This window comes from Luteolibacter arcticus (genome assembly GCF_025950235.1).
GTDB classification, from domain to species: domain Bacteria; phylum Verrucomicrobiota; class Verrucomicrobiia; order Verrucomicrobiales; family Akkermansiaceae; genus Haloferula; species Haloferula arctica.
In genome coordinates this window covers 204,232-229,400 of record NZ_JAPDDT010000002.1, presented here as the reverse complement: position 1 = coordinate 229,400, position 25,169 = coordinate 204,232, and the positions used below count along the sequence as shown (strand labels likewise).

Here is a 25,169-nt window from a genome sequence, read left to right as displayed (position 1 = left end):
CAGAAGCCGTGAGCGACATTCCTGGTGCCTGGTTCCATTGCGCCCGCTGCGGCACGCTATTCCGTGCAGCAGCGGATGCGGATCAGCGCGGCCTCTGCCCGGAATGCGGCGCTGATCCGGTAACCGGCCACGAGACGACGGGAGCGCCAGCCCAAGTCCGCATCCGCCGCAAGGTCCGCAAGCCGAAGGAGCAGCCGGGCCGGCCCAAGCGCCACCGTCGCGGTAAAGGCAAGGCACGCGCACTGGCGATCTTCGTGGTGGTCTGGGTGGTCCTGCTCGGCACCCTGGCGGTTTGGCTAAGGAGAATGTCGCCGGACGCCAGCGAGGCCACCTCGCTGGTGGAGGCGCAGTCCATCGGCGGTCAGGCCATGGAGGACCAGCGCCTGATCCAGGATGAACTCCAAGGCTGCGCGGACCGGATGAACCAGTTTCTTTCAGCGACCAATATCGGCGGGCAATCCCCCCACGTGCTGAGAGCGGACAAGATCCTACCGGAAATGGCGCGCGCGCTACAGTTCAGTCCGATCTTCGCGACCGAGGCCCCCATTTCACCGCTCTTCCATCAGGTCATCCACACACCGGCCGGCCCGGCAATCGAGACGATGTGGAAGCAGGAAGATGGCAAACAGATGGAGGGCGTCTTCTTTGAAGAAGCGGGCGAGTGGAAGATCGACTGGCACGCATTCACCCGGGCTGGCAGCGAGCCTTGGGTCCTGTTCCTTTCTGGCAAGGGCAAGGGCGAGGGCGGGTTCCGGTTGCTTGCCCGCGAGCGCATCGGCGCCAACGGTCGCGATCACGAATTCATCGGTCTGGTACTCTACGCCCCGCGTCCCGGTAGCCCCGGTGAAGCCGTTTCCGCCTCGCCGGAAATCCGCGTATTGCGCGCCTCCGAGATGGGCCGCGCCATCGAAGACGCCTTCGCCACCCGTGCCAAGGGGCTCGGGCCGTTCGCCAGCAAGGTGGTGAAATATGACCCGGATGAAATGATCCGTCTGCACGTCCGGGTCACCCGCGAAGGCGAGGACGAGCGGGTATTCCAGATCGCCGAATTGAGGGCCACCCACTGGATGGAGCTTCCGCCGGCGAAGTAGGTTCTCAACCCGCAGCCAGGCCGCGCCGCATCGCCGCCACCGGAGTGCTGCCGGGAAACCAAATCTGGAATGCCTTCACGCCTTGATGGAGCAGCATCTCCCGGCCGGTGCCAACCCGCGCACCGGCGGCCTCGGCTGCCTGCTGAAAGGCGGTGCCCGGCCGGTAGATCGTGTCGTAAGCCGCCTGCCGCGAAGTGAAACAATCGGCCGGTAGCGGCGACGGATCGCCTTCCTTCAAACCCAGCGACGAGGAATTGACGATCAGGTCCGATTCCCTCGCCCAGGTTTTCAGACGGGGATCGTCCAAGCCCGCGGTGAGAATTCCCACGCCGCCGTGATGCGAACGGATACGGCCAGCCAGCTCCTCGATCTTGTCCACGCTGCGGTTCGCCAGCACCAGCCGGCGGACTCCTTGGCGCGCACAGTGAACAGCGATCGCCCCGCCTGCCCCGCCGCCCGCCCCGGCAATCATCACCGCCGCGCCTGGCAAAGCCACGCCGAGCGTTTCCCGAACCGCTTCCTCGAAGCCGTAGCCGTCGGTGTTAAAACCACGGGTCACCCCGCCTTCGAACCGCACCGTGTTGACCACACCCATCTCCGCGGCTCCGGCATCGACCTCGTCGCAAGCGGCCAATGCCTCGAACTTGTGCGGCACGGTGACATTGCAGCCGATGAACCCGAGTGCCCGCATCCGCGCAAACACCTCCGCCACCCGCCCGGGCTCGACTTCCACCTTGATATAGCGGGCGGCGATGCCCGCCTCGTCGAGCGCCGGCTGGTGCATGCGCGGCGAGAGCGAGTGGGCGACCGGATGGCCGATCACCGCCAGCCGGGCCGGCTTGTCATGCCCGGCATCCAGCCGCTCGCGGGAGATCAGGTCGTCGGGGAAGTAGAGGCTCATGCAGCAAAAAAAAAGCGCGCCCACCATGGCGGGCGCGCGTCAGCCGTCAATCCGCGGTCAGAAGGCGGTGCGGAAAGCGAGCTGCCAGGTGTAGGCCTTCACCTCGCCCTCGCGGGTGGTCAGATCGTCGATGGAGAAGCCACCCATGACCTTCACGCGGTCGGGGCAGAGGTGCCAGTTGAGTCCGGCGTAGAGGAAGTGGTGCTCGTTGCCGCGGCCATTGTCCACGTCCACCAAGGGATTCTCATGTTCCGCGCGCACGTAGCGGGCGGGCAACTGCAGGCCCTGCGACTCCGGTGAACTGGCATACTGGTACTGAACCACCGCTTGGAGCTTCTTCTCAAGGATCCAGTACCAAGGCATCACCACGAACGCGTGGAAATCGCCCTGCCGGCGCTCGATGGGAGCACTGATGCCGCCACCATTGTCGCCGTAGATGGCCTCGGTGATGATGCCCCAGTCGTTCTTCTGATAGATCGCGGAAAGGGCGGCCGCCCAGCCATAGCCCAGCGCATCGTCGAGGCCATCATGATTGTTCTGGCTGTAGTCGAGCACCAGCTTCAGGTCCTCGGTGGCGCGCCACTCGAGGCTGCCGTAGAAGAACTCGCCTTCACCCCAGCCCGCGAGGAAATCGGAATCATCCTCGGCGCTGAACATGCCGACGGTCAGATCCCAGTTGCCCTTGTCGAGCTCCAGCGTCACGCCGGTCGGCCGGCTGAGATTGCCGCCGAGCTTGTCGGCGATGCCCGAGCGTTCGACGGTGAAGATCTCATTCGAGGACATGTGGACTTCCTCGGTCATCTTCAGCTTCATGCGGCCGTACTTCAGCTTGATGCCGTCGAGCCAGCCGTCGCCAAAGGCTTCCCCGATGTCGAACTCGACCGAGGCTTCGTCGAAGCGATCGTAGCCCCACTCCAGCTCGTTGAAAGGATCGGCGCGGAACCGGTTGTCGTTCACCAGGTTCACATTCACCTCCGCCACGAAGTACTTGAGGAACCGCGTCTGGGTCTCGAAGCGCAACCTACGATATTCATCGTAGGTGTCGCTGAAATCCATCCCGTTGATGTCGGTGCCCTCGAGCGAGGCAATCTGGTAGTGGAAGCGCCCGCCGATCTCGAAGGACTGGATCCAAGGATTCTTCTCGTTCTCGTAGAGCAGGCCGGGCTTGTTCTGAAGCCACTGGCACCAGTCGCCATTGTTGGAAACGGGAGGGGCAACAAGCTCGGGAGGTACTTCCTTGGCGCTCGATCCGGACGAAGAGGACTTGGACTCATCTTTCGACTCCTTCTTGCCCTCGTCCTTGTCCTTGGCCTTGGCCTTGCCGTTGCTCTTATCCTTATCCTTATCCTTGTCCTTCTTCTTTTTCTTCTTCTTTTTGCCGCCTTCATCCGGCTTGGCCGATTCGGCGGCAGGCTCCTGAGCCCGAAGGGCGACCGGAGCGACCAGCGGTCCGGCAAGACAGGAAAGGAACAATAGCTTGGGCAGGGTTTTCATCGGAAATGAATGACATCGAGTTCCCGCCGACGGCTCACATGTCCAGCTCGTTGCCGGTCGGTGTGAGGATCACGCGGTTGTTGCCGCAGACGAGGTGCAGGGCTTCCAGCAGCTTGGGCGTGCTGGCGCCGATCTTGAGCTGCAGGCCATAGCGTAGCTCGGTCATCATGCCGGCTTGGGCCGACGAGACGCTGACGAGTTGGACGCGATCGGCGAAGTTATCGAACACCGGCAGGAGCAATTGCTCGAAGTCCATGTCGCTGGTCATCCGCAGCGTCAGCATGTGCGAGGCGCGGCGCGGGGCAAAGGCGTCCGTCTTGGTCAGCAAGTAGACCGCCACGCCAACAATGGCAGTGATGATGACCGCCATGCTGTAGAGTCGCGCGCCGACCACCATGCCAATGGCCATGGCGAAGAACACGAAGGCGAGGTCACGCGACTGGCCGAGGGTGCGGCGGAAGCGGATCACCGAGAACGCCGCGAACATGCCAAAGGCGATGGCGCCATTCCCCGCCACCACCATGATCAGGATGGTGGTCACGACGCCGATCATGATCAGCGTCTGGACATAGTCCTGCGAGTATCGGGTTCCCTTGTAGGTCTTGCGATAGAGGGTCGCGATGGCGAGGTTCAGCGCCAGGCTCACGGCCATGGCCAAGGCAACTTCTTTAGGGGGTGGGGTGCCGGGCGTAACGCCTCCGCCGAGGTTGAGCAAGTCTTCGAAAGTCATCTTTAGGTCTTAGGGAGAGAACAGCAGGGGAGAAGTCGGGATTCAGCGAGCCCTTTGAAGATGCAGGAACGAGAGCAGTCGTGCGAACAGAACGCGGAAGACGCCGGTGCTGCGTTCCGGCGCTGGAGTGCTGCGGCGCAGGGTGGTGGTCGCTGCAGGGCGGCGGCGGCCCTTTTCATCCAGTAACTCCGTCTTCCTGGGGATGCCACGGGTGGGTGGCGGAGGGGGAGGGGTCTGGGAAATCGGCGTGCGGCTCTTGAATTCGTAAAGCTCCAACGCGGCCGTGTACTTGCTGAAACCGCGGGGCACCAAATTGAACTCGCCGATCAGATTCCGGAACCAATAGGGCACCGGGCCGATCGTCTTCACCTCCATGATCGAGGAACCGGGCTCCAACAAAGGCAGTTCAAAGTCCGGATCATCCGGCGTCAACGGCACGCGACGGAAACGGCAGAGCGGATCGCTATCGAATGTGATGCGGATCGTACCCTCCGGTCCGCTGTCGTAGGCAAAGCGATGATAGCGGATCTGCACCACCGGCCTGCTGCCGCGCTCATTCACCAGGTCGGCGATCTCCGCCAGCACCCGGTGGTCGGCTGGCGTGGCGGATTCACGGCTGATCGGGATGATCCCCTCGGAAAGCTGCTCCAGTTCGTCGAGATTGACCGGGACGCGGCGCTTCACCGTCACGCCATCGAGCTTGTGCTTCACCTCGATGAAAGCACTCGCCGGAATCACTCCATCGCGGCGGCCATAGACACGGCTGCGAACGCGGCGGCGATTTGGGACGCCAAACTGCTTTTGCCAATAGGAAGTCCGCTCGGTCGTATCGTAATATTCCGATAGCACCGGATAACCGTCCTCCGCCCCACGGTCGGCCTGCATGACCTCGCCTACACGTTGGCGGATCACCTCGCCGAGATGCGGCGGGAGAACGAATTTGAATTCTCTGCGGTTCTGGTTCGCGTCCATTGCAAGGGCGAGCGGGGTGTCAAACAGCGGCGGGTGACATTCCCGTCACGAAATCGATCCGTCGATCAAATTTTGCGGTAGGAAGTGCGGGCTTTGGCGTTCGACGGAAGGAGTGCGAAGAACCGGTAACGCGAGAACTCCGGGGGCCTAACAAAGTTCCGGAAAAACTAGTTCCCGATTCCTGCCAAGGTCCGCGTAGACGGCGAGATACGGGGGATGTCGTGGACTCAAATGGGGGTGCGCGACCCACGTCACGAAGACGGAGCGAGCCCGGACCTGGCCGGTTGCGGGGGGTGGGAGGATGCATGGAAGCTGTGGGGGAACAGCGTGAGCAACCTGCTGGTCTCGGGGGGGAGCGGCAGGACCCCTAGGGAAATTCACGCATCCCCGCAATCCCGGAGTTGCCGGAAGAGGTGACAATTTCAGGTCATGGCCTGCCCCTACAAGTTTTCCGCCAGATCCAGCACCTCGGAAAACGGCAGCCGTTCCAACAGACCGAAGGCATCATGCCGCGACAGCCGCGCGCGCGTCACCGCCGGGCTGCCGATCCCGCACAGGAAACGGGCGAGCTGTCTGGGGGCCTTGAGCGCGGCATGTCCTTCCACCCGCAGTGCTTGAATTGCGCGCAACTCGTCATCATCCGGAGCGGGAGCCTTGGTTCGCGGCACCGGCTGCGGCGCAATTCCCCGGCAGCGATCGCAGTGGCCGCACGGTTCACCAAGCCTTTCCCCGAAATGCCCGGTCACAAAGCCGGTCAGGCAGCCGGGTTGCTCGGCGAGTTCCACCACCTGCCGCAGCCGGGCGAGGTCGGCGGCCTCGCGTTTTCGGAACTGTGCATCCAGGCGGCCCGCCAATTCGCGCAGGTCGCCGGGATCTTTCTTCAAGCGGTAGCCCTGGCGAATGCCGGATTTCTTGAGCGCCACATCGCCGGCTTCCTCCAGATACATCAGTGCCGAGGTGATCCGCTGGTCATCCTCGCCGGTCGCCATGGCCACCTGGCGGATGTCGAAGGTCAGCCAACTGCGGCCTTCTTTCGCGGCAGCGAAGATCTTCCGCAGGAAGGTTTTCCGCCTCGCGTCGTAGCCGGCCAGGACCTTCTCGATATCCCGCAGCAGTCGGATCTGATAGGATGACCAGAACTTCCGCGTCGCCTCGATCACACCCTCCAGCTCCAGGTAGGTCAGCATCGTCTCCACCACCAGCGGGCGGATGTCATTGACGGTCGAAAGCTCGTAGGTCGAAAGGTCGAACTCGTTCCCCAGCCGCAGCACGTGGTCGATGAAGTGCCGCGTCGCCGCCGGTGAAGGCGTGTCGCCGTGGATGAAATTCTCCAGCGTCACCAGGTCATCGCCGCAGGCTAACAGCTCGCAGTAGGAAAGCTGGCCATCGCGTCCGGCCCGGCCGGTTTCCTGGGTGTAGTTCTCGAGGCTCTTCGGCAGATTGTAGTGATAGACCGCGCGGATGTCCGCCTTGTCGATGCCCATGCCGAAGGCGATCGTGGCGACGATAATCCGCGTGCGTCCGGCCATGAAGGCATCCTGCGCGGCGGCACGGAATTCGTCCGGCAAGCCCGCGTGGTAGGCCTGCGCCGAGAGCCCGTTCTTCTGCAGGAAGGTCGCCACCTCCTCTGCGGTATGCTGGAGCGTCACATAAACGATCGCCGACCCATCGCTGGCGCGCAATTGCTCTAACAAATGTTGCTTGCGCCTGGTCGCCGATAGCGGCGTCACCTTCAAGTCCAGGTTCGCGCGGTGGAAACTGAGTTGCACGAGGTCTCCCTTCGCGATGCGGAATCCCTTGCGAATGTCCTTCGCCACCGATGGCGTGGCGGTCGCGGTCAGGCATAGCACGCGCGGTACCTTCAGGTCGCGGCAGAGCTTGGCCAGCTTCAGGTAGTCCGGCCGGAAATTGTGGCCCCACTCGGAGATGCAGTGCGCCTCATCGATCGCCACCAGCGCGAGCTTCAGCTTCCGCAGACGCGCCCGGAAGCCCTCGTTGGACAGCCGCTCGGGAGCCACGTAGAGGATCTTCAGCGAGCCATCTTCAAGAGACCGGATCACCGCCTCGTAGGCCGCCGGCTCCAGCGTCGAATCCAGCCGTGCCGCCGCGACGCCCTTTTCCCGCAACGCGTCCACCTGATCCTTCATCAGGGCGATCAGCGGCGAAACGACCAGCGTAATCCCGTCTAACAAGAGTGCCGGAAGCTGGTAGCACAGCGACTTGCCCCCGCCGGTGGGAAACACCGCGAGCATCGAGCGTCTCGCCAGCAACCCCTCCACCACCTCCCGCTGCCCGCCACGAAAGCCGTCATGGCCGAAGCGTTCACGCAACAACGGGAGCAACGAATCGTCGGACACGGCAGAGGGGTTTCTCTAAAAAGCCTGAATGGCAAGCCTTGCCGCGAGGCGAGCGGGCCCAGTGAGGAGTGGAATCTTGAGGAGCGGGCAGTTCGCATGTCCCGTATCGTCGCCAATTCACCTGATGCGAAGGGTGAGATGTTTTTCCGTAGGCGCACTTGTGAAAGTGCGGAACGGTCCTTGGCAGCGGGCAGTCCCCGTGCCTCCGCATTGTCACCAATGCGCCTACCCATGAAGAAGCGGCAAAAGCGGCGGCCCCGGGGGACCACCGCTTCATCGAACGCGAACCTACCTGAGTTCGCAGAATTTTCCGGAGCCGCGGGGATTACTTCTTCTTCGCCGAATCGAGCTTCTCGCGAACCTTGTCGCTGAGCTCGTTGTAGAGTGCCTCGTCTGCCTTGAGCGCTTCCTTGGCGGCGTCGCGGCCTTGGGCGAGCTGCGCGCCATTGTAGGCGAACCACGAGCCGCGCTTCTGGATGAGATCCATTTCCAGCGCGAGATCGAGCAGCGAGCCGACCGAGGAGATGCCCTCGTTGTACATGATGTCGAACTCGCACTCGGCAAAGGGTGGGGCGACCTTGTTCTTCACCACCTTGATCTTGGTGCGGCTCCCCTGAACGGTTCCGTCGGTCGCCTTGATCTGGCCGATGCGGCGGATATCGACGCGCATGGAGGCGAAGAACTTCAGTGCTCGGCCGCCCGGAGTGGTTTCGGGGTTGCCGAACATCACGCCGATCTTTTCGCGAATCTGGTTGGTGAAGATGCAGACGGTGCGCGCCTTGGAAATGAAGCTGGTCAGCTTGCGCATGGCCGCGCTCATCAGGCGGGCCTGGGCACCCACGGTGGAGTCGCCGATTTCACCGTCGAGTTCCTGCTTGGTCACCAACGCGGCGACGGAGTCGAGGACGATCACGTCGATGGCATTCGAACGGACCAGCGCCTCGCAGATTTGCAGGGCTTCCTCACCGGACGAAGGCTGAGAAACGAGCAGATCGTCGAGATTCACGCCGAGCATCTTGGCGTACTGCGGGTCGAGGGCGTGCTCGACGTCGATGAAGGCTGCCAGCCCGCCCTTTTTCTGGGCCTGGGCGATGGCGGTGAGGGTCAGGGTCGTCTTACCGGAGGATTCCGGGCCGAACACCTCGATGATGCGGCCTCGGGGGAAGCCACCGACGCCGAGGGCGCGGTCGATGAGCAAGTTACCGGTCGGGATGACGTCCACATCGACGCGGTGACCGTCGCCCATTCGCATGATGGCGGCTTCACCGAACTCCTTCTGGATGCTGGAGATAGCCAGATCGAGATTGCGTTTGCGGGCGTCTGCGAGTTTGTCTGATGCGTCTTCTAGGGTCTTGGCCATGGCGTTAGGAGTGTTCGGGCGAACTTCTCGCAAAGAAGCGTGGCGTCGTCAATAAAAGATGTTCGGTTGAACAAAAATGAGCCTTTTTGGATTTCCCCTCAGAGCGGCCTCGTTCGGTTTTGACGATGTTTCCCTTTGATTTCTCGATGGTTGGAGTTCTCCCGCCATCGAGTAGAAAGGCGATCGTGACGGAAGAAGAACGCGACAGCTACCGGCGGGAACTCCAGTGGCTGCGCGACCGTGTGCACGCCCTTGCTACCCAGCGCGCGACCGAGATCGCGGACCTTCACGAGGCGATTTCCTTGCTGGAACAGAAGTTGGTGGCGCCCGTGATGCCCGCGGTTGCCCCGTCTCCCCCGCCTGCTGAGGAGCTTCCCGCTCCCGCGCCGCTGCCGGTGTTCGCAGAGGAGATTCCCGCGCAGTCAGCGGAACGGGAGATGGTTCCTCCGCCAGCTCTCGGAAAGGTCCTGCCGCTCCCGCCGCCGATTCCCAAGGGCTCGTTCGAACTCCGCTTCGGGCGCATCTGGCTGGTCCGGCTGGGCATCGCCTTGCTGATAACCGGCCTCGTGCTGCTAGGGAACTACGCCTACCAGAACTGGATCCGCGACCTGTCCGCCGGAATCCGGTTGGCGGCCCTGTATTTCGGGTCGTTCCTGATCTGCGGAACCGGAGTCTTTCTCGGCGCGCGGGAAACGATGAGACGCTTCGGCGACGTGCTGCTGGCGGGCGGACTGGCGTTTTTCTACTGGTGCACCTTTGCCGCCCACCATGCCCCGCGCTTGCAGGTGATCGATTCGCCGGTCCTGGCGGGTGTGCTCCTGCTCGGTGCCGCCGGAGTGATCGTCGGGGTCTCGCTGCGCCGCGATTCGCGGGTGACGGCCACGATGGGGCTGCTGCTCGCGTCGTACTCGACGGTCCTCCAGCCGCTCGGCTGGTTGTCGGCGGCCTCGAATGTCGTGCTCGCCTGCGCGGGCACCGCCTTCATGCTGCGGCGCGGCTGGTGCTTGCCCGGCGTGGCCTCGATGGCCGGGACTTACCTCGCCTTCCTCTGGTGGCAAATTGCCGGCGGTCACGGGGGGCGGCCGGATGATCCCGCGGCGTTGTGGTTTCTTCCGCCGGTGTGGGTGGCGTTTGCGCTGCCAGGGGTGATCGGGGTGTCGCGGCACTTCGATGGCATGTCCGATCGGGCCCGGGCGGTCTTCGCCTCGGCGAACAACATCGCGTTTTTCCTGCTCTTCTCCGCCTTGTGGGTGGAGCAGCAACGGAGCATCGATGACTATTGGACGGTGCCCGCCGTGTTCGGCGCGGTGCTGCTCGCCTTGGGAGTGGCCGGCCGATCGCGCGATGCGGCGGGCGGCGCTCATCTGGCCCAGGGCCTCAGCGCCTTGACGCTGGCGATGGCCCTGAAGCTCGATGGCTATCATCTGGCCCTGGGCTTCGCCGGGCAGACGCTGGCCTTGTCGTTCGCCTTCCGGCGGTTTGGGGGAAAGAGCGAACTCGTGTTCGCCATGCTCGCCGCAGCGATGGCGCTCGTCCTTTCCCTGAGTGATGCAAGCTCCTACTCCGACACGCCGCTGTGGAGCCGGGCGCTGGTGGCCACGCTGCTGGTGGCGGCGGCCTTTCCGTTGCGGGCGGGATGCGAGGTGGTGGCGGCTGAGCAGGAAAAATCCCACGCGGCGCGGGTAGCGACGGCGCTGGTGTTTCTTGCGGGGAGCGTGGTGGGACTCGTCTTCTGCGGGCATCATCTTGCCGTCCCGTGGCGCGCGCCCGCATGCGGGGCAGTGGCTCTCGGGTGGTCGGCGTTTACCTTGTTGCGCGATCCAAGGCGGCGGTTGCCCGAGGCGGGATGGGCGGCGCTGGTGTTTGGACTCGCGAGCATTCCGCTGCTCTATCCGACAGGATTCGAGCTGCCATGGTGGCCGCCGGTGGTAGCGGGCCTGCTTGCCTTGGCTTCGCATCGGCTGTGGTTAGGGAAGGATCGGGCGATCACGCCGCACGACATTGCGAAGAGTCCCGAGGCCTTCCTGTGGCTCTCGGCCCTCACGATCAGTGCTGCGACCTTTAAAGGCATCGAAGTCGCGACCTTCTCCGAAACCGGCGAGCTGATCGGCTTGGCTGCCGCGGCGATCGGCATCGCGGCGGTGGGACGCTTCCTTGTGGTCTCCCCCATTCTTCAAATCGGGGCCGTCCTGCTGCTGCCGCCCGTCGTCCAGCTTCAGACGGATTTGACGAGGGATGCCGCGGCATTGCTTTTCGTGCCGGTGGCCGCCGCGCTCGGCGTGATCGCGCTGGCGGGACCCCGCTCCGTGGCCGGATTCCTCGCCCGGTTTGCCGCCGGTTTCACCTGGCTGATCGCTTGGAACACGCTCGCGCCGGAAACATGGGGCGAGGTGGTGGCGGCCAGCGCCGTGCTGCTGGCGATTCTGTCGATCCGCCGTGGACAGGTCATCGTTTACGAAAGCTGGGCGTTTCTTGCCTCGGCGGTCGCGTGGCTGCTCGTAAGGACCAGCGTCACCTACCCGTGGGCGCCGATGCCAGATGCTCCCTTTCCTCATGGCGCGATCACGGTGGCGGCGTGCTTTGCGCTTCCGCTGCTCACCACTGTAAGAAATGCCCCGCAGCGAACCCTCCGCCATGTCCTGTTGATGGCGTCGGCGGCGCTGCTCGCACTCTGGTCGAGCCAGTACGTCGTGTGGCACTTCGATTGGAAGCCGGTTGCCATCCTTTGGACCTCACTCGGCTTCGCTCTCGTCAGTGCCGGCCTATGGCGGAAGCTCTCCGCGCTGCGCCACGCCGGATTCGCGCTGCTGGCGGTCGCGCTGGTGAAGCTGTTCGCTGTCGACGTCTGGGACTTCGGGACGTTCATCCGCATCGCCGCCTTCCTCGCGCTGGGCGTGGCGCTGGTCGTGCTTGGCTTCTTCTACAACCGCTTCGCGGACGCGCTGAAGAAGCTCTTCGAGGCGGATGAGGTATGACGACTTAGCCCACGCACTGCGCCGCTTGGGCGCGCGTGATCTTCATCACCAGCCAGGTGGAGATCATAAAGGTGATCACGGCACCCACCACGTAAAGGTGCTCAAGCAGGCTCGGTCGCTCGCGCGGACTTTCCATGACTGCCTGGATGGCGATCGCGATGACAAAAAGCAGTAGTCCGATATGGCAAGCCCACCACAGTCCCACGCCCAAGGCATTGCCCAAGGTAGCCCGCGCGATCTGGACCATCGCCCGGTAGGGAACCACGAAGAAGACGAACGGAATGAAGTAAGACCCGACCGCCATCGCCGGGGAAATCGTCATGGCCCAAGGATCGAGAATCCGGGCATTCGTCGCCGCCCGATATTTCCACACCAGGTAAACGACGTAGGAGGCGAGCCCCGGCACGGTCATCAGCCAATCGAGCGGCCCGAACCCGGCGTCGACATAGTAGGTGTCGTGGGAGTGGTATTCCACCGTGCCGAAACCTTCGTTGGTGGCGGAGGCTGACGGAACCCCGTCCGGAAAAAGTGCCGGTGGCAAGGCGGCCAGCGAGCGCCACAGGTGATCGGCGACTTCCGCCCCCAGCGAGATGCCGTAAAGCCACACGGCCACCAGCGCGAGCGGCCGCGGATTCTTCAATCCCGCGACCGGCGGTACCGGCGACTCGTCGGCTGAAGCCGGAGGCTGGTAAGGATTCTCCACGCCCTACAGCCGTCCTGAAATCCCGGCCCGGGTCAAGCCGGGCCTGCCTCATTACTTCACCGGTTCCTTGTCGAGCTGGAAGGCATCGTGCACCGCGCGGGCGGCGTCTTCGATGCTGGTCTCATCCACTGTCACGGCGATCTTAATCTCGGAGGTGGAGATCATGCCGATGTTGATGCCGGCTTCGCCAAGCGCCTTGAACATGGTGGCCGCGACGCCCGAGTGGGAGCGCATGCCGATGCCCACGGCGGAGAGCTTCGCGATGCCTGCCTCGGTCTCAATCTTCGCATCCGAGCTGATCTCGGCCAGCACCGCCTTCAGCGATGCCTGCGCCTTGCCGAGGTCATTCGAGTGCATGGTGAAGGAGTGCCGCGCGAAGCCATCGCTCGCGATGTTCGAGACGATCATGTCGAGATTGATCTCCGCCTCGCCCAGCGCTCCGAGAATCTTGCCGGACATGCCCGGGACATCGGGGATATTGGTGATGGTGACGCGGGCTTGGGAGCGCTCGATCGAGACTCCGCGGATGACGACGTTTTCCATGGCAGGATGTTCTTCGAGCACCAGCGTGCCCGGGTTGTCATTGAGAGAGGAACGGACTTCGAAGACGACGCCGTATTTCTTGGCGAACTCGACCGAACGCGACTGCATCACCTTCGAGCCGGACGAGGCCATCTCAAGCATCTCGTCGTAGGAAATCTCGGGCAGCTTGCGCGCATTCTTCACGATCCGCGGGTCGCAGGTGTAAACGCCATCGACATCGGTGAGGATCTGGCAGACGTCGGCCTTCAAGGCAGCGGCGACGGCGATCGCGGTGAGGTCGGAACCACCACGGCCGAGGGTGTGGATCTTCCCCTCCGGCGTGATGCCTTGGAAACCGGCGACCACCAGCGTGTTGCCGGCGTCCAGCTCGCGCTTCATGTAGGACGGGTCGATGTCCTCAATGCGGCCGCGGGTGTGGGAGCCCTTGGTGAAGATGCCCGCTTGGCGGCCGGTGACCGAGACGGCGTCGAGGCCGGCTTCGTGCAGGGCCATCGAGACCAGCGCGATCGACTGTTGCTCGCCGGTGGCCAGCAGCACGTCCATCTCACGCTCCGAGGGAGTTTCGGAGAACTCCTTGGCCATTTTGATGAGGCCATCGGTGATGCCGGACATGGCGGAAACCACGGCAACCACTTGGTTACCGGCGTCGCGGGTGCGTTTCACCCGCGCGGCGACGTTGCGCATGCGGTCGATGGAGCCGACGGAGGTGCCGCCGTATTTTTGCACGATAAGGGCCATGGCCGGGAAACGGGGCCGGGAGTGAAGGAAAGCCCGGCACCCTTGGCAAGCGTCCGGTGGGGCAGCAAACAGGGCACGGGCACCGGAACGAACCGGCACCCGCCTGTTCGCCCCGGCACCGTGCGTCAGCGCCCTCTCCCCGCAGGCGAGGCCTGCGGTGGGAAGGCACCGGAACGCGGCTGGTCATGAGCACGCGTCCGACATCGTATGACTCCACCGCCGCCGGGCGGGACTCAATGCTATAGCGACCAACGACATTATTTGCCGACCAACGACATCACCCGATAACTTTCCTGACATGTCTCCCATGGATCTTTTGACAAAGTTTGGCCACCTCATCATTTTGTTAGAGTGTTGCGAGAAGATCGAAGATGAGAGCCGGCGTGTTGAGCGGCGAGGATTGGAAGGCGGTGGCGGGTTGGCTTTTGGACGAGGACCTGGATGCGGGCGTGACCCGCGTCCTGGGCCTGCTTGGCAACCGTCACGGTGCGGACCGGGCCTGGGTGGTCCGCTACGATGCCGCCTTCACCTTCCTCTGGAACACCCACGAGTGGGTCGCACCGGGCATTCTTCCTCAGCTCGCGGAAGTGCAAGGCATCCCGGTCGAGGCAATACTGTGGATCCACGAAGGGCTGCACCGCGAAGGCCGGGTGATCGTCCCCGACGTGAATGCGATGCCGCGGCGCGCGCGCGGGCTACAGGCGGAGCTGCAACGGCAAGGTATCCGCTCGCTGCTCTCGCTGCCGGTGTTTCGCGATGGCAAGCTGGCCTTCCAGATCGGCTACGACGCAGTGCGGGAGACACGGGTCTGGCCTGAAGCGCAGGTCTTGGAGTATGAGGATGCCGCCAATCTGATCGCTCGCGCCCTCTGGCACCGCGGATCGGGCAACGGCACCTCATTTCCCTCGGCGGATCGGGAAAACCGCACGATCCACCTGCGTAGCGGCGGGGGTTCCGTGGCGGTACCCGTTTCCAAGATCATCTGGATCGAGGCCTCGGGAGACTACACCATCGTCCACTCGAAGGGCCGGCAACGCTATACCGAGCGGCGCACCGTGAGGGATTGGGAAGGCCTCCTGCCGCGGGAGGAATTCCTGCGCATCCACCGGGGGGCGATCGTGCGGGCGGCGGCGATCCAGCGGCTCGACCGGAGCGGCGGGAAATGGCGGCTGACCCTTGCGCCGGATGGGCCGGAGCTCCCAGTCGGCCGGGCCTATCACGCGTCGGTCCGGCTGCGGCTCGGATTCTGACGCAGGCCTGAGGCCGATGAGCGAGCGTGGACTTGACCCGCCTGCGGCATACCGGGCTTATGTTACGGATGGCAAAACGCATTTCCTGCCTCACCGGAGCGATGCTCATCTCGGCGCTCCCGGCGCTTTCCCAAGATGATGCGACGGAAGCACTCCGGAAGGAAATCCAAGCGATGCGGCAGGAGTACGAGGCCCGCATTCAGAAGCTGGAATCGCGGATCGAGGAGCTGGAGGAAAAACCCGCACCGGCTGCCGCATCTCCCGCCCCACGCCGAGCTGCTGCCGAGCAACCCCCAACGCCGCAGGAACAGGAAGCCCCCGCCGTGGCCAACGAAGCCCGTGAATGGCGGCGGCAGGCTGACAAGCAATTCGAGGGAGACACCGAAACCCGCGACATCGCCCGCCGCCCGGATGCTGAGACGGCGCTCGACGCCCGGATCGAGCAGGTGCTGGAAGGCTATCTCGACATCACCGGCTACTTCCGCGCCGGCTATGGCCGTTCGGACGCGGGCGGCCCGCAGCGCGCCTTCGGCATTCCCGGCGTGGCGAAGTACCGGCTGGGCAACGAGGCCGAAAACTACGGGGAGCTCGCCTTTGCCAAGACCTTCTTCCCCGCCGGCCTGCTCGGGCCGAATAGCGACACCACCCACGATCCGGTGGCCCGCCTGAACCTGCGGCTCGCCTTCTACAATCCCTACGACAACTACGGCTCGTCCGCCGATACCGACTTCTCCGTGCCCGAGTTGTGGAGCTCGATCGCCAACGTCATCCCCGGCATGCCGGAGGCGAAGTTCTGGGCGGGCAGCCGCTTCTACCGGCGCCACGACATCCATATCAATGACTTCTACTTCTGGGACATGAGCGGCGGCGGCGCGGGCATCGAGGACGTGCCGCTCGGCTCCGGCAAGTTCGCCTTCGCTTGGATCGGCGATGGCGCGGAAAGCGCGATCTACAGCGACATCGCCACGTCCGATCCGCTTAATGTCGCCGGCTTCAGCAAGAGCAACTTCGACTTCCGCTGGTACGACTGGCCGTTCTTCGGGGGAAAGGGCGAGCTCGGCTTCGTCTATTCGATGGCGGATTCCGGCGTGGATTCGACCGGCGTCCAGGCAGACGACTCCGATGGTTTTTCGGTGAGCCTGGTCCGCACCCGCGAGGACTTCCTGGACATGGAAAGCCTGCACAAGACCTCGCTGCAGGTCGGCACGGGACCGGCCAAGACCTTCAGCACCGGCTTCGAGAATTTCACCGGTCCCGCCGGAACCTTCATCCGCCCGGATCCCGAGGAATCGTGGCGCGCGCGCGCGACCGACCAGTGGGTGATCAAGCCCTTCGAGTGCTTCTCGATCGGCAGCGCGCTGGTGTATCAATACACCGAATTCGGCGACAATGCCCCCTACCAGCACTGGGCCTCCGCCGGGGTGCGGCCGATCTGGCACTTCAACGAGCACTTCAGCCTCGCCCTCGAACCCGGCGTCGACTGGGTCTCCGGCACCGCCGGTGGCCACAGCGGCACGCTGGGCAAGATCACCCTGGCGCCGCAGGTTTCGCTCGGGGACGAGTTCTTCAGCCGCCCGGTGCTGCGCGCCTTCGTCACTTACGCGATGTGGGCGAATGGCCTGGAAGGGGGGGTCGGCGGTGCCGACTATGCCCGCGATACCGAGGGCTGGAGCTGGGGCGTGCAGATGGAATCCTGGTGGTGAGATGGGAAAACGGACGAACCGCGGATGACGCGGATATCGCGGATGAAGGCCCAGATCGCCGGAGATCCGCCCATTTCGCCTTCTTCATGAATCCGTGTTCATCCGAGTCATCCGCGGTTGATTCCCCTCATTTCCAACCGGCATCGACAGGCCCCGCCCCGGCGTTTACCGTCCGCCCGGATGACGCTCGCCGAGCTCGGATGGGATGAAAAATTCGACGCCGCCTTCGCCCCCTACCGGGCGAAGGGGTGGGTACCCGCGCGCTTGATTCGCGAGACGACCATCAACTACTCCGCCTTCGTCGCCGAGGATGCGGAAGACGTGGAGGAGATCGATTGCGTGCTCTCCGGCAAGGTCTGGCATGACGCCGTCTCCGATGCCGACCTGCCCGCGGTGGGCGATTGGGTCGCCGTCGAGCTGGGTGGGGAGAACGAGGACCACGTGATCCGCGCCCACCTGCCGCGCCGCTCGTGCTTCTCCCGCAAGATGCCCGGGAAGACCGTCGAGGAACAGGTCATCGGCGCGAATGTCGATGTCGTCGCCGTGGTCACCGACTCCGGTGCCGACCACAATCCGCGGCGGATGGAGCGCTACTTCGCGCTGATCGGCCGCAGCGGTGCGAAGGCGGTAGTGCTGGTGAACAAGTCCGACCTTTTCCCCGCCGAACACAACGAAGCCTGCGCCGCCGAGCTGCGAGCGCTGTGCCCGGAGGCCGACGTGCACGTCACCAGCGCGCTGAATGGCGAGGGGCTCGAAGTCCTCCAGTCCTATCTCAAGGACGGAATTACGATGTGCGTCGTAGGTTCGTCCGGCGTCGGTAAATCGACGATGGTCAACCAGCTCTATGGCGAGGAGTGGCAGTGGACCAGCGAGGTCAACGAAGTGACCGGCAAGGGCCGCCACACCACCACCTCGCGCGAACTCGTCCCGCTGCCCGACGGCGGCATGCTGATCGACAATCCCGGCATGCGGGAGATCCAGATGTGGACGGATGAGAAGACGCTCCGCGACAGCTTCGCCGACGTCGAGGCAATGGCGCAGGAGTGCCGCTTCGCCGACTGCAAGCACGGCAACGACAAGGGCTGCGCGATCCGCGCCGCGGTCGAAGCCGGCACGGTCGATCTCCAACGCCTCGAAAGCTTTCTCCGCCTCGACGATGAGATCGAAAAGCTGCGCCACCAGATCAAGAAACGCCAGATGACCGTGGAGCGCTGGGCCAAACGCAGCCACCGCGTGAAGGCCCGCAATCTGGAAGACCGCATCCAGCTCGAGAATGACGAGCGCGGCGAGTGGCGGGGGTGATTTCTGTGAAACCGTGACGTGGCGATGAGCAAAGAACCGGCCGCCGCAACGATCGATGCGTATCTTGCGGGGCGATCGCCCGAGATTCGTGAGATTCTCGAAACGGTCCGCGGGATCGTTAAAGAAGAGGTCCCCGAAGCGACCGAAACCATCGGCTACCAGATGCCCGCCTTCAAGGTGGAGCGTATCTTCTTCTATTTCGCGGCCTTCAAGAAGCACCTCGGCATCTACCCGCCGGTGAATGGCGATGAGGCCCTGCAACGGGAACTCGCGCCCTACCTCGGGCCGAAAAACAACCTGAAGTTTCCCTTCGACCAGCCGATTCCCTACGAGCTTATCCGGCGGGTGGCCAAGACCCTAGCGGAGCAATACGCCAGGCGGTGACCGGAGAACGCCGCGCGCAATGGAGGCACCGCTTGCCAAGTCGCGGCTCTTTCCCTGACTCTCCGCGCTCACCTGAATACGCCGCCCGACATCCACCCGTTCTTCGACGACACACTCTGGCACGAGCGCTTCGATGACGATTGCCTGCAAGCCGGCCAGCGCCTGCGGGCGAAGGTCCGCGAACTCCACGGCGAGTGGCCGGATGAGGACAATTTCACCCTCCGCGCCGAGGTCGGCGGCGAGCGCTGTGAGGTGGTGCTGTGGCCGTCGGGTGGCGAGTGGGACTTCGAGAGCACCTGCTCCTGCGAGATCCGCAGCTTTTGCCCGCATGCCGCGGCGATGCTGGAGGAAGCGGGCAAGCCGAAGAACCTGTCGCGCCTGCTCGATGGCCGGCCGGTCCGCAGCAGCCAGGTCACGCTTCCCGGCGCGATCGGAAATCCCGTCGATCCGGCCGATCTTCCTCATCTGGAAGTCACCCCGACCTTCCACCTCGACGTGGTCCGTGAAGCGACCGAAACGAAGGTCATCCGGCTGCTGCTCCAGGCCCTCAAGTTTCCCGACACCGGTGACTGGGTGGTGGCCCGGCCGGTCGCCATATACGGCGAACATCGTATTTCACTCGGTGGCATCCCTGGCCCGCGCGAGCACCGGCTCGATACACCCCAAGGGCCGCTCGTTCTCCGTCGCGACATCGCCGCGGAGATGAATGCGATCCTGTCTCTCCAGCAGGCCGGCCTTGCCAGTCTCGCCGGGCATTCCCAGTTCCGCTTCCTCCTCGGCCTCGCGGGAAAGGGCAAGTCGTCTTCCGCAGCGGAAGCCGGCTTGTGGTTTCCGAATCCCAGCCACGGCGCGCTCGCTGAATTTTGGCCGTGGCTGCGCGCCACCGGCGGACCCATCCTCGAAGGCAGCGGCTGGACGGTGTCTTTCTCCGATGAGGTCGGCCATGAGATCATCGACCTGGATCCGGAGAACTTCGTCTATCAGCTTGAGGACGATGGCACCGGTTGGTTCCACCTTTCCGTCGGCTTCGACGTCGCGGGCAAGCAGCTCGACCTCCTGCCGATCCTCGCGCAGTTGTTAGAGCGCGGTGCGATGGAGACCACGCTGGAGTTTCCGGCCGATGGCCACTTTCTCCATCACTTGGAAGATGGCCGCGCGCTGCGTCTGCCCGCAGCGCGGATCCGCCGCATCCTCAAGCAATTCGCCGCATTGATCGACCCGCGGCGCTTCAAGGGCTCGAAGCTCAAGCTTCACCCGCTCGACGCCGCAGCCATCGCGACGTCGGATGAACTCGGCATCCAGGCTCCCGAACGTCTCGCCGAGCTCGCCACCAAGCTCACCAGCTTTTCCGGCATCGAGAAGATGCCCCAGCCCGGCGGCATCAAGGCCGAGCTGCGCGAGTACCAGATGGCGGGCTTCCACTGGATGCAGTTCCTCGCCCGCCACGAGCTGCACGGCATTCTGGCCGATGACATGGGCCTTGGCAAAACGCTGCAAACGATCACCCACATCCTCGCCGAGAAGGAGAGCGGCCGCTCGCAGGGCAAGCCCACGCTCGTCGTCGCGCCGACCAGCGTGGTGCCGAACTGGCGTGCCGAGGCGAACAAATTTGCGCCCTCGCTGCGCATCCTGATGCTCGATGGCCCACAGCGGAAAAAGTACTTCCGCTCCATCCCCTACGCCGACCTCGTCCTCACCTCCTATGCGCTCGTCCAACGCGACATCGACGCTCTGAAGAGCCACACCTTCCACCTCGCCGTGCTCGATGAGGCGCAGTATGTGAAGAACCCGACGTCCAAGGTCGCGCAAGCCGCCTGCCAGCTCGATGCCCGCCACCGGCTCTGCCTTTCCGGCACGCCGGTCGAGAACCACCTCGGCGAGCTGTGGAGCCTGATGAAGTTCCTCATGCCCGGCTTCCTCGGCGGCCAGGAGGAGTTCAACCGGCGCTTCCGCAACCCGATCGAGAAGGACGGCGACGAAGACCGCCGCCTCGCCCTCAAGACCCGTGTCGCGCCCCTCATCCTGCGCCGCAACAAGACCGAGGTCGCCAAGGAGCTCCCGCCGAAGACCATCCTCATCCACCCGGTCGAGCTGAATACCGCGCAGAAGGACCTCTACGAAACCGTCCGCGCCACCATGGACAAGCGCGTCCGGCAATCGATCGCCATCAAGGGTCTCGAAGGCTCGCGCATGGTCTTCCTCGAGGCCCTCCTCAAGCTCCGCCAGATCTGCTGCGAGCCGAAGCTGCTGAAGTTCGAAGGCGAATCGAAACTCGAGGCCGACTCCGCGGGCTCCGCCAAGCTCGACTACCTCGCGGAGTTGCTCGACACCCTCATCGAGGAAGGCCGCCGCATTCTCATCTTCTCGCAGTTCACCTCGATGCTCGAACTGATCGAGCAGCTCCTCCAACTACGAAAGACGCCGTACTTGAAGCTCACCGGCGAATCGAAGAACCGCGGCGAACTCGTCGAGCGCTTCCAGGGCGGCAGCTTCCCCGTCTTCCTGATCTCGCTCAAGGCCGGAGGCACCGGCCTCAACCTCACCGCCGCCGACACCGTGATCCACTACGACCCCTGGTGGAACCCCGCCGCCGAAGCCCAGGCCACCGACCGCGCCTACCGCATCGGCCAGACCCAACCGGTCTTCGTCCACAAGCTCATCTGCCAAGGCACCGTCGAGGAACGCATCCACCAGCTCCAGGCCAAGAAAAGCCAGCTCGCCGACAGCCTCCTCTCCGACGCCGCCCGCGCCGCCGCGCCGGACGAGGGAACGCTGTCGGCGCTGCTCGCGCCGCTGGGTTAACAGTCCATGACGCAGCTTCAACTTTCCCAGTCCCCGGGATCGAAGGCCGAGGCTGCGGGGTCGTAGCCAGGGGCGAACGTGACGGTTCCCCTACCGCTGCCCACCCAGTCCTCCAGCGTGGGCGCGGACGGTGCGGCAGACGGCGGCAGGACCATGGCGACGGTTTTCCCGTGCCGGGTGAGTTCCAGAACGAGGTCGCCCTTCTCCACCTCGCGGATCTCCTCAGTGCAGTGCGCCTTGAACTCGCTGATGCTGATCTGGCGGACGTTCATGGGACCACATTACTCTGGTCAGAAAAGTGGTCAAAATCATTCCGGGAACCCTTCCGGAAAGGGCCTTTGATCCGTGGAAAAACCGTCGTTCCCAGAAGACGTCGGCTGGACGGTGACCGCTGGCTGAGCATAAGCCTTTGCCCGTGTCCTCTTCCCTGTCCATCGCCGTACTCGGCTGCGGTTCGCGCGGCCGGACCTATGCAAAGATTGCCGCGTCATTCGGTGAGCGCTACCGCCTCACGGCCGCTGCTGATCCGGTGGCGGTGCGGCGCGAGGCCGTGGCGGCGCTGGCACCGGAAGGGGCGGTGAAGACGTTCGGCTCGGCGGAAGCACTTTTCACCGGCGGCAAGCAGGCGGACGTGCTGATCATCGCCACCCAGGATTCGCAGCACTTCGGCCACGCGATGGCGGCGCTGGAGGCGGGCTACGATGTGTTGTTAGAGAAACCTGCGGCGGAGTCGCTGGAACGCTGCGAGGCGATCGATCGCCGCGCCCGCGAGTTGGGGCGGCGGGTGGCATTGTGCTTCGTGCTGCGCTACACGCCCTTTTACTCCACGGTGAAGCGGGAGATCGAGAGTGGTCGTCTTGGCCGGGTGATCTCGGTGCGCACCCATGAGGGCGTGGAGCCGTTCCATCAGGCGCATTCGTTCGTCCGAGGCCATTGGCGCAGCTCGCGGGGCTCGACGCCGATGATCGTGGCGAAGTGCTCCCATGATGCGGACCTCCTCTGCTGGCTCGGCGATTCGCCCGCGGCATCGCTTTCCTCCTATGGGGATCGTACTTGGTTCCGCGAGGAGAATGCGCCGGCCGGAGCACCGGCACGCTGCACCGACGGCTGCCCGGTGGCGAAAGACTGCCTCTACGACAGCCACCGCTACCTCACCGACAAGCGCCGCTGGCTCGGCATGGTCATGGATGGCGCGGATGGGGCCGATGATGAGACGATCCTCGACTTCCTGCGCACCTCGCCCTGGGGCCGCTGCGCCTACCGCTGCGACAACGACGTCGTGGACCACCAGGTGCTCGCCTGCGTGATGGAGAATGGCATCACCATGACCCACACGATGACCGCCTTCGACTTCGGTCGCGCGATCGAGATCTACGGCACGAAGGCGTCGCTGAAAGGCGGCCTCCCGTACCACGAAGCGGGATCGCCAGAGCTGTGGCTGCGGCATCACGACGATGGGCGGATCGAGCCTGTGGAAATCGTGAAGAACGCCGACGAAGGCTATGCCGGCCATGGCGGCGGCGACTACGGCATCGTCGATTCGCTCGACCGCCTGTTCCAAGGTCCGCAGGCACTGCCGCCTGGGCTGGATGGCTTGGCGGGCCACCGGCTCGCCTTTCTCGCGGAGGCTTCCCGCGTGCAGCGGGGCGCGCCGATGCCGGCGAGGTGATTACTCGGCGATCTCCACCACTTGGAAGAATCGCCGTGGATCCGTCGAGCGATTGATGGGAGAAGTCAAACCCACCGATGCGCCGGTGCCAGGCTTCCCGACCGGGAGCACGCTCCAGTGACTGAGATCGGTCGAGGTGGCGAGCCGGTAGTGGCGGCCGATGACCGTGTTGAAGGTCAGCGAAGCCTGGTTGGCTGTGAAGGTGTAGCCCGTGACCGGCACCGTTTGCTGGAGCAGGGGGGAGTCGATGGCCAGTGGATAGCCGAGCGCGCGGAGGAAATTGAGATCGGTATCGACGTAGGTGCTCCAGGTCGGGTGATCGTTCACGTACGAGATGCCCTTGATGTGGCTGAAGTCGATGTAGTTGCTCCCGCTGATGGGAGCCATCGGCACCATCCTGCCTTGCCGGTCGCGGGCTTGAAAATAGAGACCGGTGAGGTAGGGAGCCAACTGCCAGTCCCCTGCCAGGGTGAAGGATTTGACGAGGTAGGCACCGCTCACGACGTTGTACGTTCCAAGCAAGGTATTGCCGTCCTGATCGCGGACGAGCGTATCCATCAGACTCGCATTGATCAGTTTGCCGCGCGGGTCGTACACCCCGCTTTCGAGATAGAGAGTGGTAGAAGCGCCGAAGGCATGGTGCATCTCATGCCGTCCGAGGCCGCGGATATTGGCGATCAAGTCGGCCGAATTGCCGGCATAGAGGGCGGCAACATTGAGGTTCCAGTTCAGCGTGACATCGGAGGTCATTGCCGGCTTGTGGACTCCTTTCACCATGATCATCCAGGGGGCCGGTGCGAAGATTTCACCCCCGGTCGTCTCGTGGGGGATCCGTTCGTGCCACGTGCTGAAGGCGGAGGCATAGGCGACGTCCTCGTCATCGGTGATGCGCACCCGCACCGTGGCCTCGGAGTCGAATAGCGGGCCGACGTCCTCGAGAAACGCCTCCATCTCCGTGCGGGCCGCGGCTGACCATGGCTCGGTGAACCATTGGCTGCCTGCTTCGAAATCGGCGACGAAGTCCACCTCCGCGAAGGCGGGGAGAGGAACGAGCAGCAAGAGGATCAGGCAAGAGCGAAGCATGAAGGCGACGGATCAGGTTAAAGTCGATAAGGTCATAACTGCGAATATTTTACAATCGCGAAGCACTTCCCGCGCCGAGGCCGCCCGCTGCGGGCCGGCCCAAGACGCCTAGCTCTCGGCTCCTGCGAATCGCATCGCCATCTCGAGGAGTTCGCGGCTGGGACGCATGGGCGACATGGGAGAATCTCATCCATCGATCGCCTCCTGCCCCTTGCGGGACGGGCATCGGGGCTTAGCGTGGGTGCCATGATCGCAACGCCCGCCTGCGTCCGCCTGACCTATCCCGCGAAGGATTACCCGGTGCTGGAGATCGATCATCCATCCTGTCGGGCGCGGGTGGCCCTGCACGGGGCGCACGTGATGGAGTGGCAGCCCGCCGGCCACGAGCCGGTGCTGTATTGCAGCCCGGAGACGGTCTTGCGGGAGGGCAAGGCGATCCGCGGGGGCATCCCGATCTGCTGGCCGTGGTTCAATGCCCACCCGACCGATCCCTCGAAGCCCGCGCACGGCATCGCGCGCAACCGCTTCTGGCAGCTGACCGATAGCCAGGATGGCGGCGAATCGGTCGAACTCCGCTTTGAGCTGAAATCCGCCGATGCCACCCGGGCGATCTGGGATCAGGAATTCCATGCCATCGTCGAGGTCCGGCTCGGTGCGGAACTCCACGTTTCGCTCTCATCGCACAATCCCGGCAGCACGCCGTTTTGCATGACGGGAGCGCTGCACACCTACCTCGCAGTCGATGACATCGCGAACGTGGAAATCGCCGGCTTGGACGGTGCCTCATTTGTCGAAACCGCCGGTGGCCGACGAGAGCCCGGCGTGCAGGCAGGCCACATCAAAGTCGAAGGTGAGATCGACCGGATCTACGCCTCGACATCCACGGCCACCATCCGCGATGGCAGGCGGACCCTCCAGATCCACAAGCACGGCAGCGCTTCCACCATCGTCTGGAACCCCGGTCCGGAAAAAGCCGCGAACCTCGGCGACCTGCCGGCGGAGGATTTCCGGCGCTTCATCTGCGTCGAAACCGCGAACGCACCCGGTGCAGAGGTCACGATCGAGCCTGGTGCTCACCACGTGCTGCGGACGCGCATCGCAGTGAGCTGAGG

19 protein-coding genes are annotated in these 25,169 nt (G+C 64.1%); 9 read left to right on the top strand and 10 right to left on the bottom strand.

All coding sequences use genetic code 11. The features are described from left to right. Positions 1 to 8: 8 nt before the first annotated feature. Complete coding sequence (locus OKA05_RS05755; RefSeq protein WP_264486158.1) at positions 9 to 1,091, top strand: hypothetical protein; 1,083 nt, start codon at positions 9 to 11, stop codon at positions 1,089 to 1,091. Between the two features lie 4 nt (positions 1,092 to 1,095). On the opposite strand, the gene aroE is transcribed toward OKA05_RS05755, so the two are convergent. The 6 genes from aroE to recA form a co-directional block, all read right to left on the bottom strand. Continuing rightward, entirely contained in the window at positions 1,096 to 1,992 is an 897-nt protein-coding gene (aroE, locus tag OKA05_RS05750; RefSeq protein WP_264486157.1) for a shikimate dehydrogenase, read from the bottom strand. 57 nt (positions 1,993 to 2,049) lie between these two features. Next, entirely contained in the window at positions 2,050 to 3,486 is a 1,437-nt protein-coding gene (locus tag OKA05_RS05745) for a porin (protein WP_264486156.1), read from the bottom strand. Positions 3,487 to 3,520: 34 nt separating this feature from the next. Continuing rightward, entirely contained in the window at positions 3,521 to 4,216 is a 696-nt protein-coding gene (locus tag OKA05_RS05740) for a DUF4956 domain-containing protein (RefSeq protein WP_264486155.1), read from the bottom strand. A 42-nt stretch (positions 4,217 to 4,258) separates the two neighbouring features. After that, positions 4,259 to 5,188, bottom strand: a complete 930-nt coding sequence (locus OKA05_RS05735; RefSeq protein WP_264486154.1) for a polyphosphate polymerase domain-containing protein — start codon at positions 5,186 to 5,188, stop codon at positions 4,259 to 4,261. Between the two features lie 440 nt (positions 5,189 to 5,628). Beyond that, complete coding sequence (locus OKA05_RS05730; protein ID WP_264486153.1) at positions 5,629 to 7,545, bottom strand: RecQ family ATP-dependent DNA helicase; 1,917 nt, start codon at positions 7,543 to 7,545, stop codon at positions 5,629 to 5,631. 325 nt (positions 7,546 to 7,870) lie between these two features. Next, positions 7,871 to 8,905: a recombinase RecA gene (gene recA / locus OKA05_RS05725; protein WP_264486152.1), complete on the bottom strand. Its 1,035-nt coding sequence runs from the start codon at positions 8,903 to 8,905 to the stop codon at positions 7,871 to 7,873. A gap of 185 nt (positions 8,906 to 9,090) precedes the next feature. On the opposite strand from recA, the gene OKA05_RS05720 reads away from it, so the two are divergent. Beyond that, complete coding sequence (locus tag OKA05_RS05720; RefSeq protein ID WP_264486151.1) at positions 9,091 to 11,880, top strand: DUF2339 domain-containing protein; 2,790 nt, start codon at positions 9,091 to 9,093, stop codon at positions 11,878 to 11,880. A 4-nt stretch (positions 11,881 to 11,884) separates the two neighbouring features. On the opposite strand, the gene OKA05_RS05715 is transcribed toward OKA05_RS05720, so the two are convergent. Then, positions 11,885 to 12,583 carry a DUF4328 domain-containing protein gene (locus OKA05_RS05715; protein ID WP_264486150.1) on the bottom strand — a complete coding sequence of 233 codons (699 nt, stop codon included), beginning with the start codon at positions 12,581 to 12,583 and terminating at the stop codon, positions 11,885 to 11,887. Between the two features lie 51 nt (positions 12,584 to 12,634). Continuing rightward, positions 12,635 to 13,864, bottom strand: a complete 1,230-nt coding sequence (locus tag OKA05_RS05710; RefSeq protein ID WP_264486149.1) for an aspartate kinase — start codon at positions 13,862 to 13,864, stop codon at positions 12,635 to 12,637. Between the two features lie 371 nt (positions 13,865 to 14,235). On the opposite strand from OKA05_RS05710, the gene OKA05_RS05705 reads away from it, so the two are divergent. The 5 genes from OKA05_RS05705 to OKA05_RS05685 all read left to right on the top strand — a co-directional run bounded on the left by OKA05_RS05705 (position 14,236) and on the right by OKA05_RS05685 (position 21,305). Next, positions 14,236 to 15,114, top strand: a complete 879-nt coding sequence (locus OKA05_RS05705) for a LytTR family transcriptional regulator DNA-binding domain-containing protein (protein WP_264486148.1) — start codon at positions 14,236 to 14,238, stop codon at positions 15,112 to 15,114. A 68-nt stretch (positions 15,115 to 15,182) separates the two neighbouring features. Beyond that, complete coding sequence (locus tag OKA05_RS05700; protein ID WP_264486147.1) at positions 15,183 to 16,817, top strand: carbohydrate porin; 1,635 nt, start codon at positions 15,183 to 15,185, stop codon at positions 16,815 to 16,817. Between the two features lie 180 nt (positions 16,818 to 16,997). Continuing rightward, on the top strand, positions 16,998 to 18,119 hold the full coding sequence (gene rsgA, locus OKA05_RS05695; protein WP_264486146.1) for a ribosome small subunit-dependent GTPase A: 1,122 nt from the start codon (positions 16,998 to 17,000) through the stop codon (positions 18,117 to 18,119). 24 nt (positions 18,120 to 18,143) lie between these two features. Further along, positions 18,144 to 18,503, top strand: coding sequence for an iron chaperone (locus tag OKA05_RS05690; RefSeq protein WP_264486145.1), 360 nt, complete (start codon positions 18,144 to 18,146; stop codon positions 18,501 to 18,503). A gap of 255 nt (positions 18,504 to 18,758) precedes the next feature. After that, positions 18,759 to 21,305 (top strand): DEAD/DEAH box helicase, encoded by a 2,547-nt coding sequence (locus OKA05_RS05685; RefSeq protein WP_264486144.1) that lies wholly within the window; start codon positions 18,759 to 18,761, stop codon positions 21,303 to 21,305. A 17-nt stretch (positions 21,306 to 21,322) separates the two neighbouring features. Here OKA05_RS05685 and OKA05_RS05680 read toward each other — a convergent pair whose 3' ends face one another. Continuing rightward, positions 21,323 to 21,577, bottom strand: a complete 255-nt coding sequence (locus OKA05_RS05680; protein WP_264486143.1) for a type II toxin-antitoxin system prevent-host-death family antitoxin — start codon at positions 21,575 to 21,577, stop codon at positions 21,323 to 21,325. Between the two features lie 143 nt (positions 21,578 to 21,720). Between OKA05_RS05680 and OKA05_RS05675 the strand changes: the two genes are divergently transcribed. Further along, positions 21,721 to 22,974, top strand: coding sequence for a Gfo/Idh/MocA family protein (locus OKA05_RS05675; RefSeq protein ID WP_264486142.1), 1,254 nt, complete (start codon positions 21,721 to 21,723; stop codon positions 22,972 to 22,974). Here the strand turns inward: OKA05_RS05675 and OKA05_RS05670 are convergent, their stop codons facing one another. Further along, on the bottom strand, positions 22,975 to 24,057 hold the full coding sequence (locus tag OKA05_RS05670) for a hypothetical protein (protein WP_264486141.1): 1,083 nt from the start codon (positions 24,055 to 24,057) through the stop codon (positions 22,975 to 22,977). It lies immediately after the preceding gene. Positions 24,058 to 24,303: 246 nt separating this feature from the next. Here OKA05_RS05670 and OKA05_RS05665 point away from each other — a divergent pair, with 246 nt between their 5' ends. After that, on the top strand, positions 24,304 to 25,167 hold the full coding sequence (locus OKA05_RS05665; RefSeq protein ID WP_264486140.1) for a D-hexose-6-phosphate mutarotase: 864 nt from the start codon (positions 24,304 to 24,306) through the stop codon (positions 25,165 to 25,167). Positions 25,168 to 25,169: the final 2 nt, after the last annotated feature.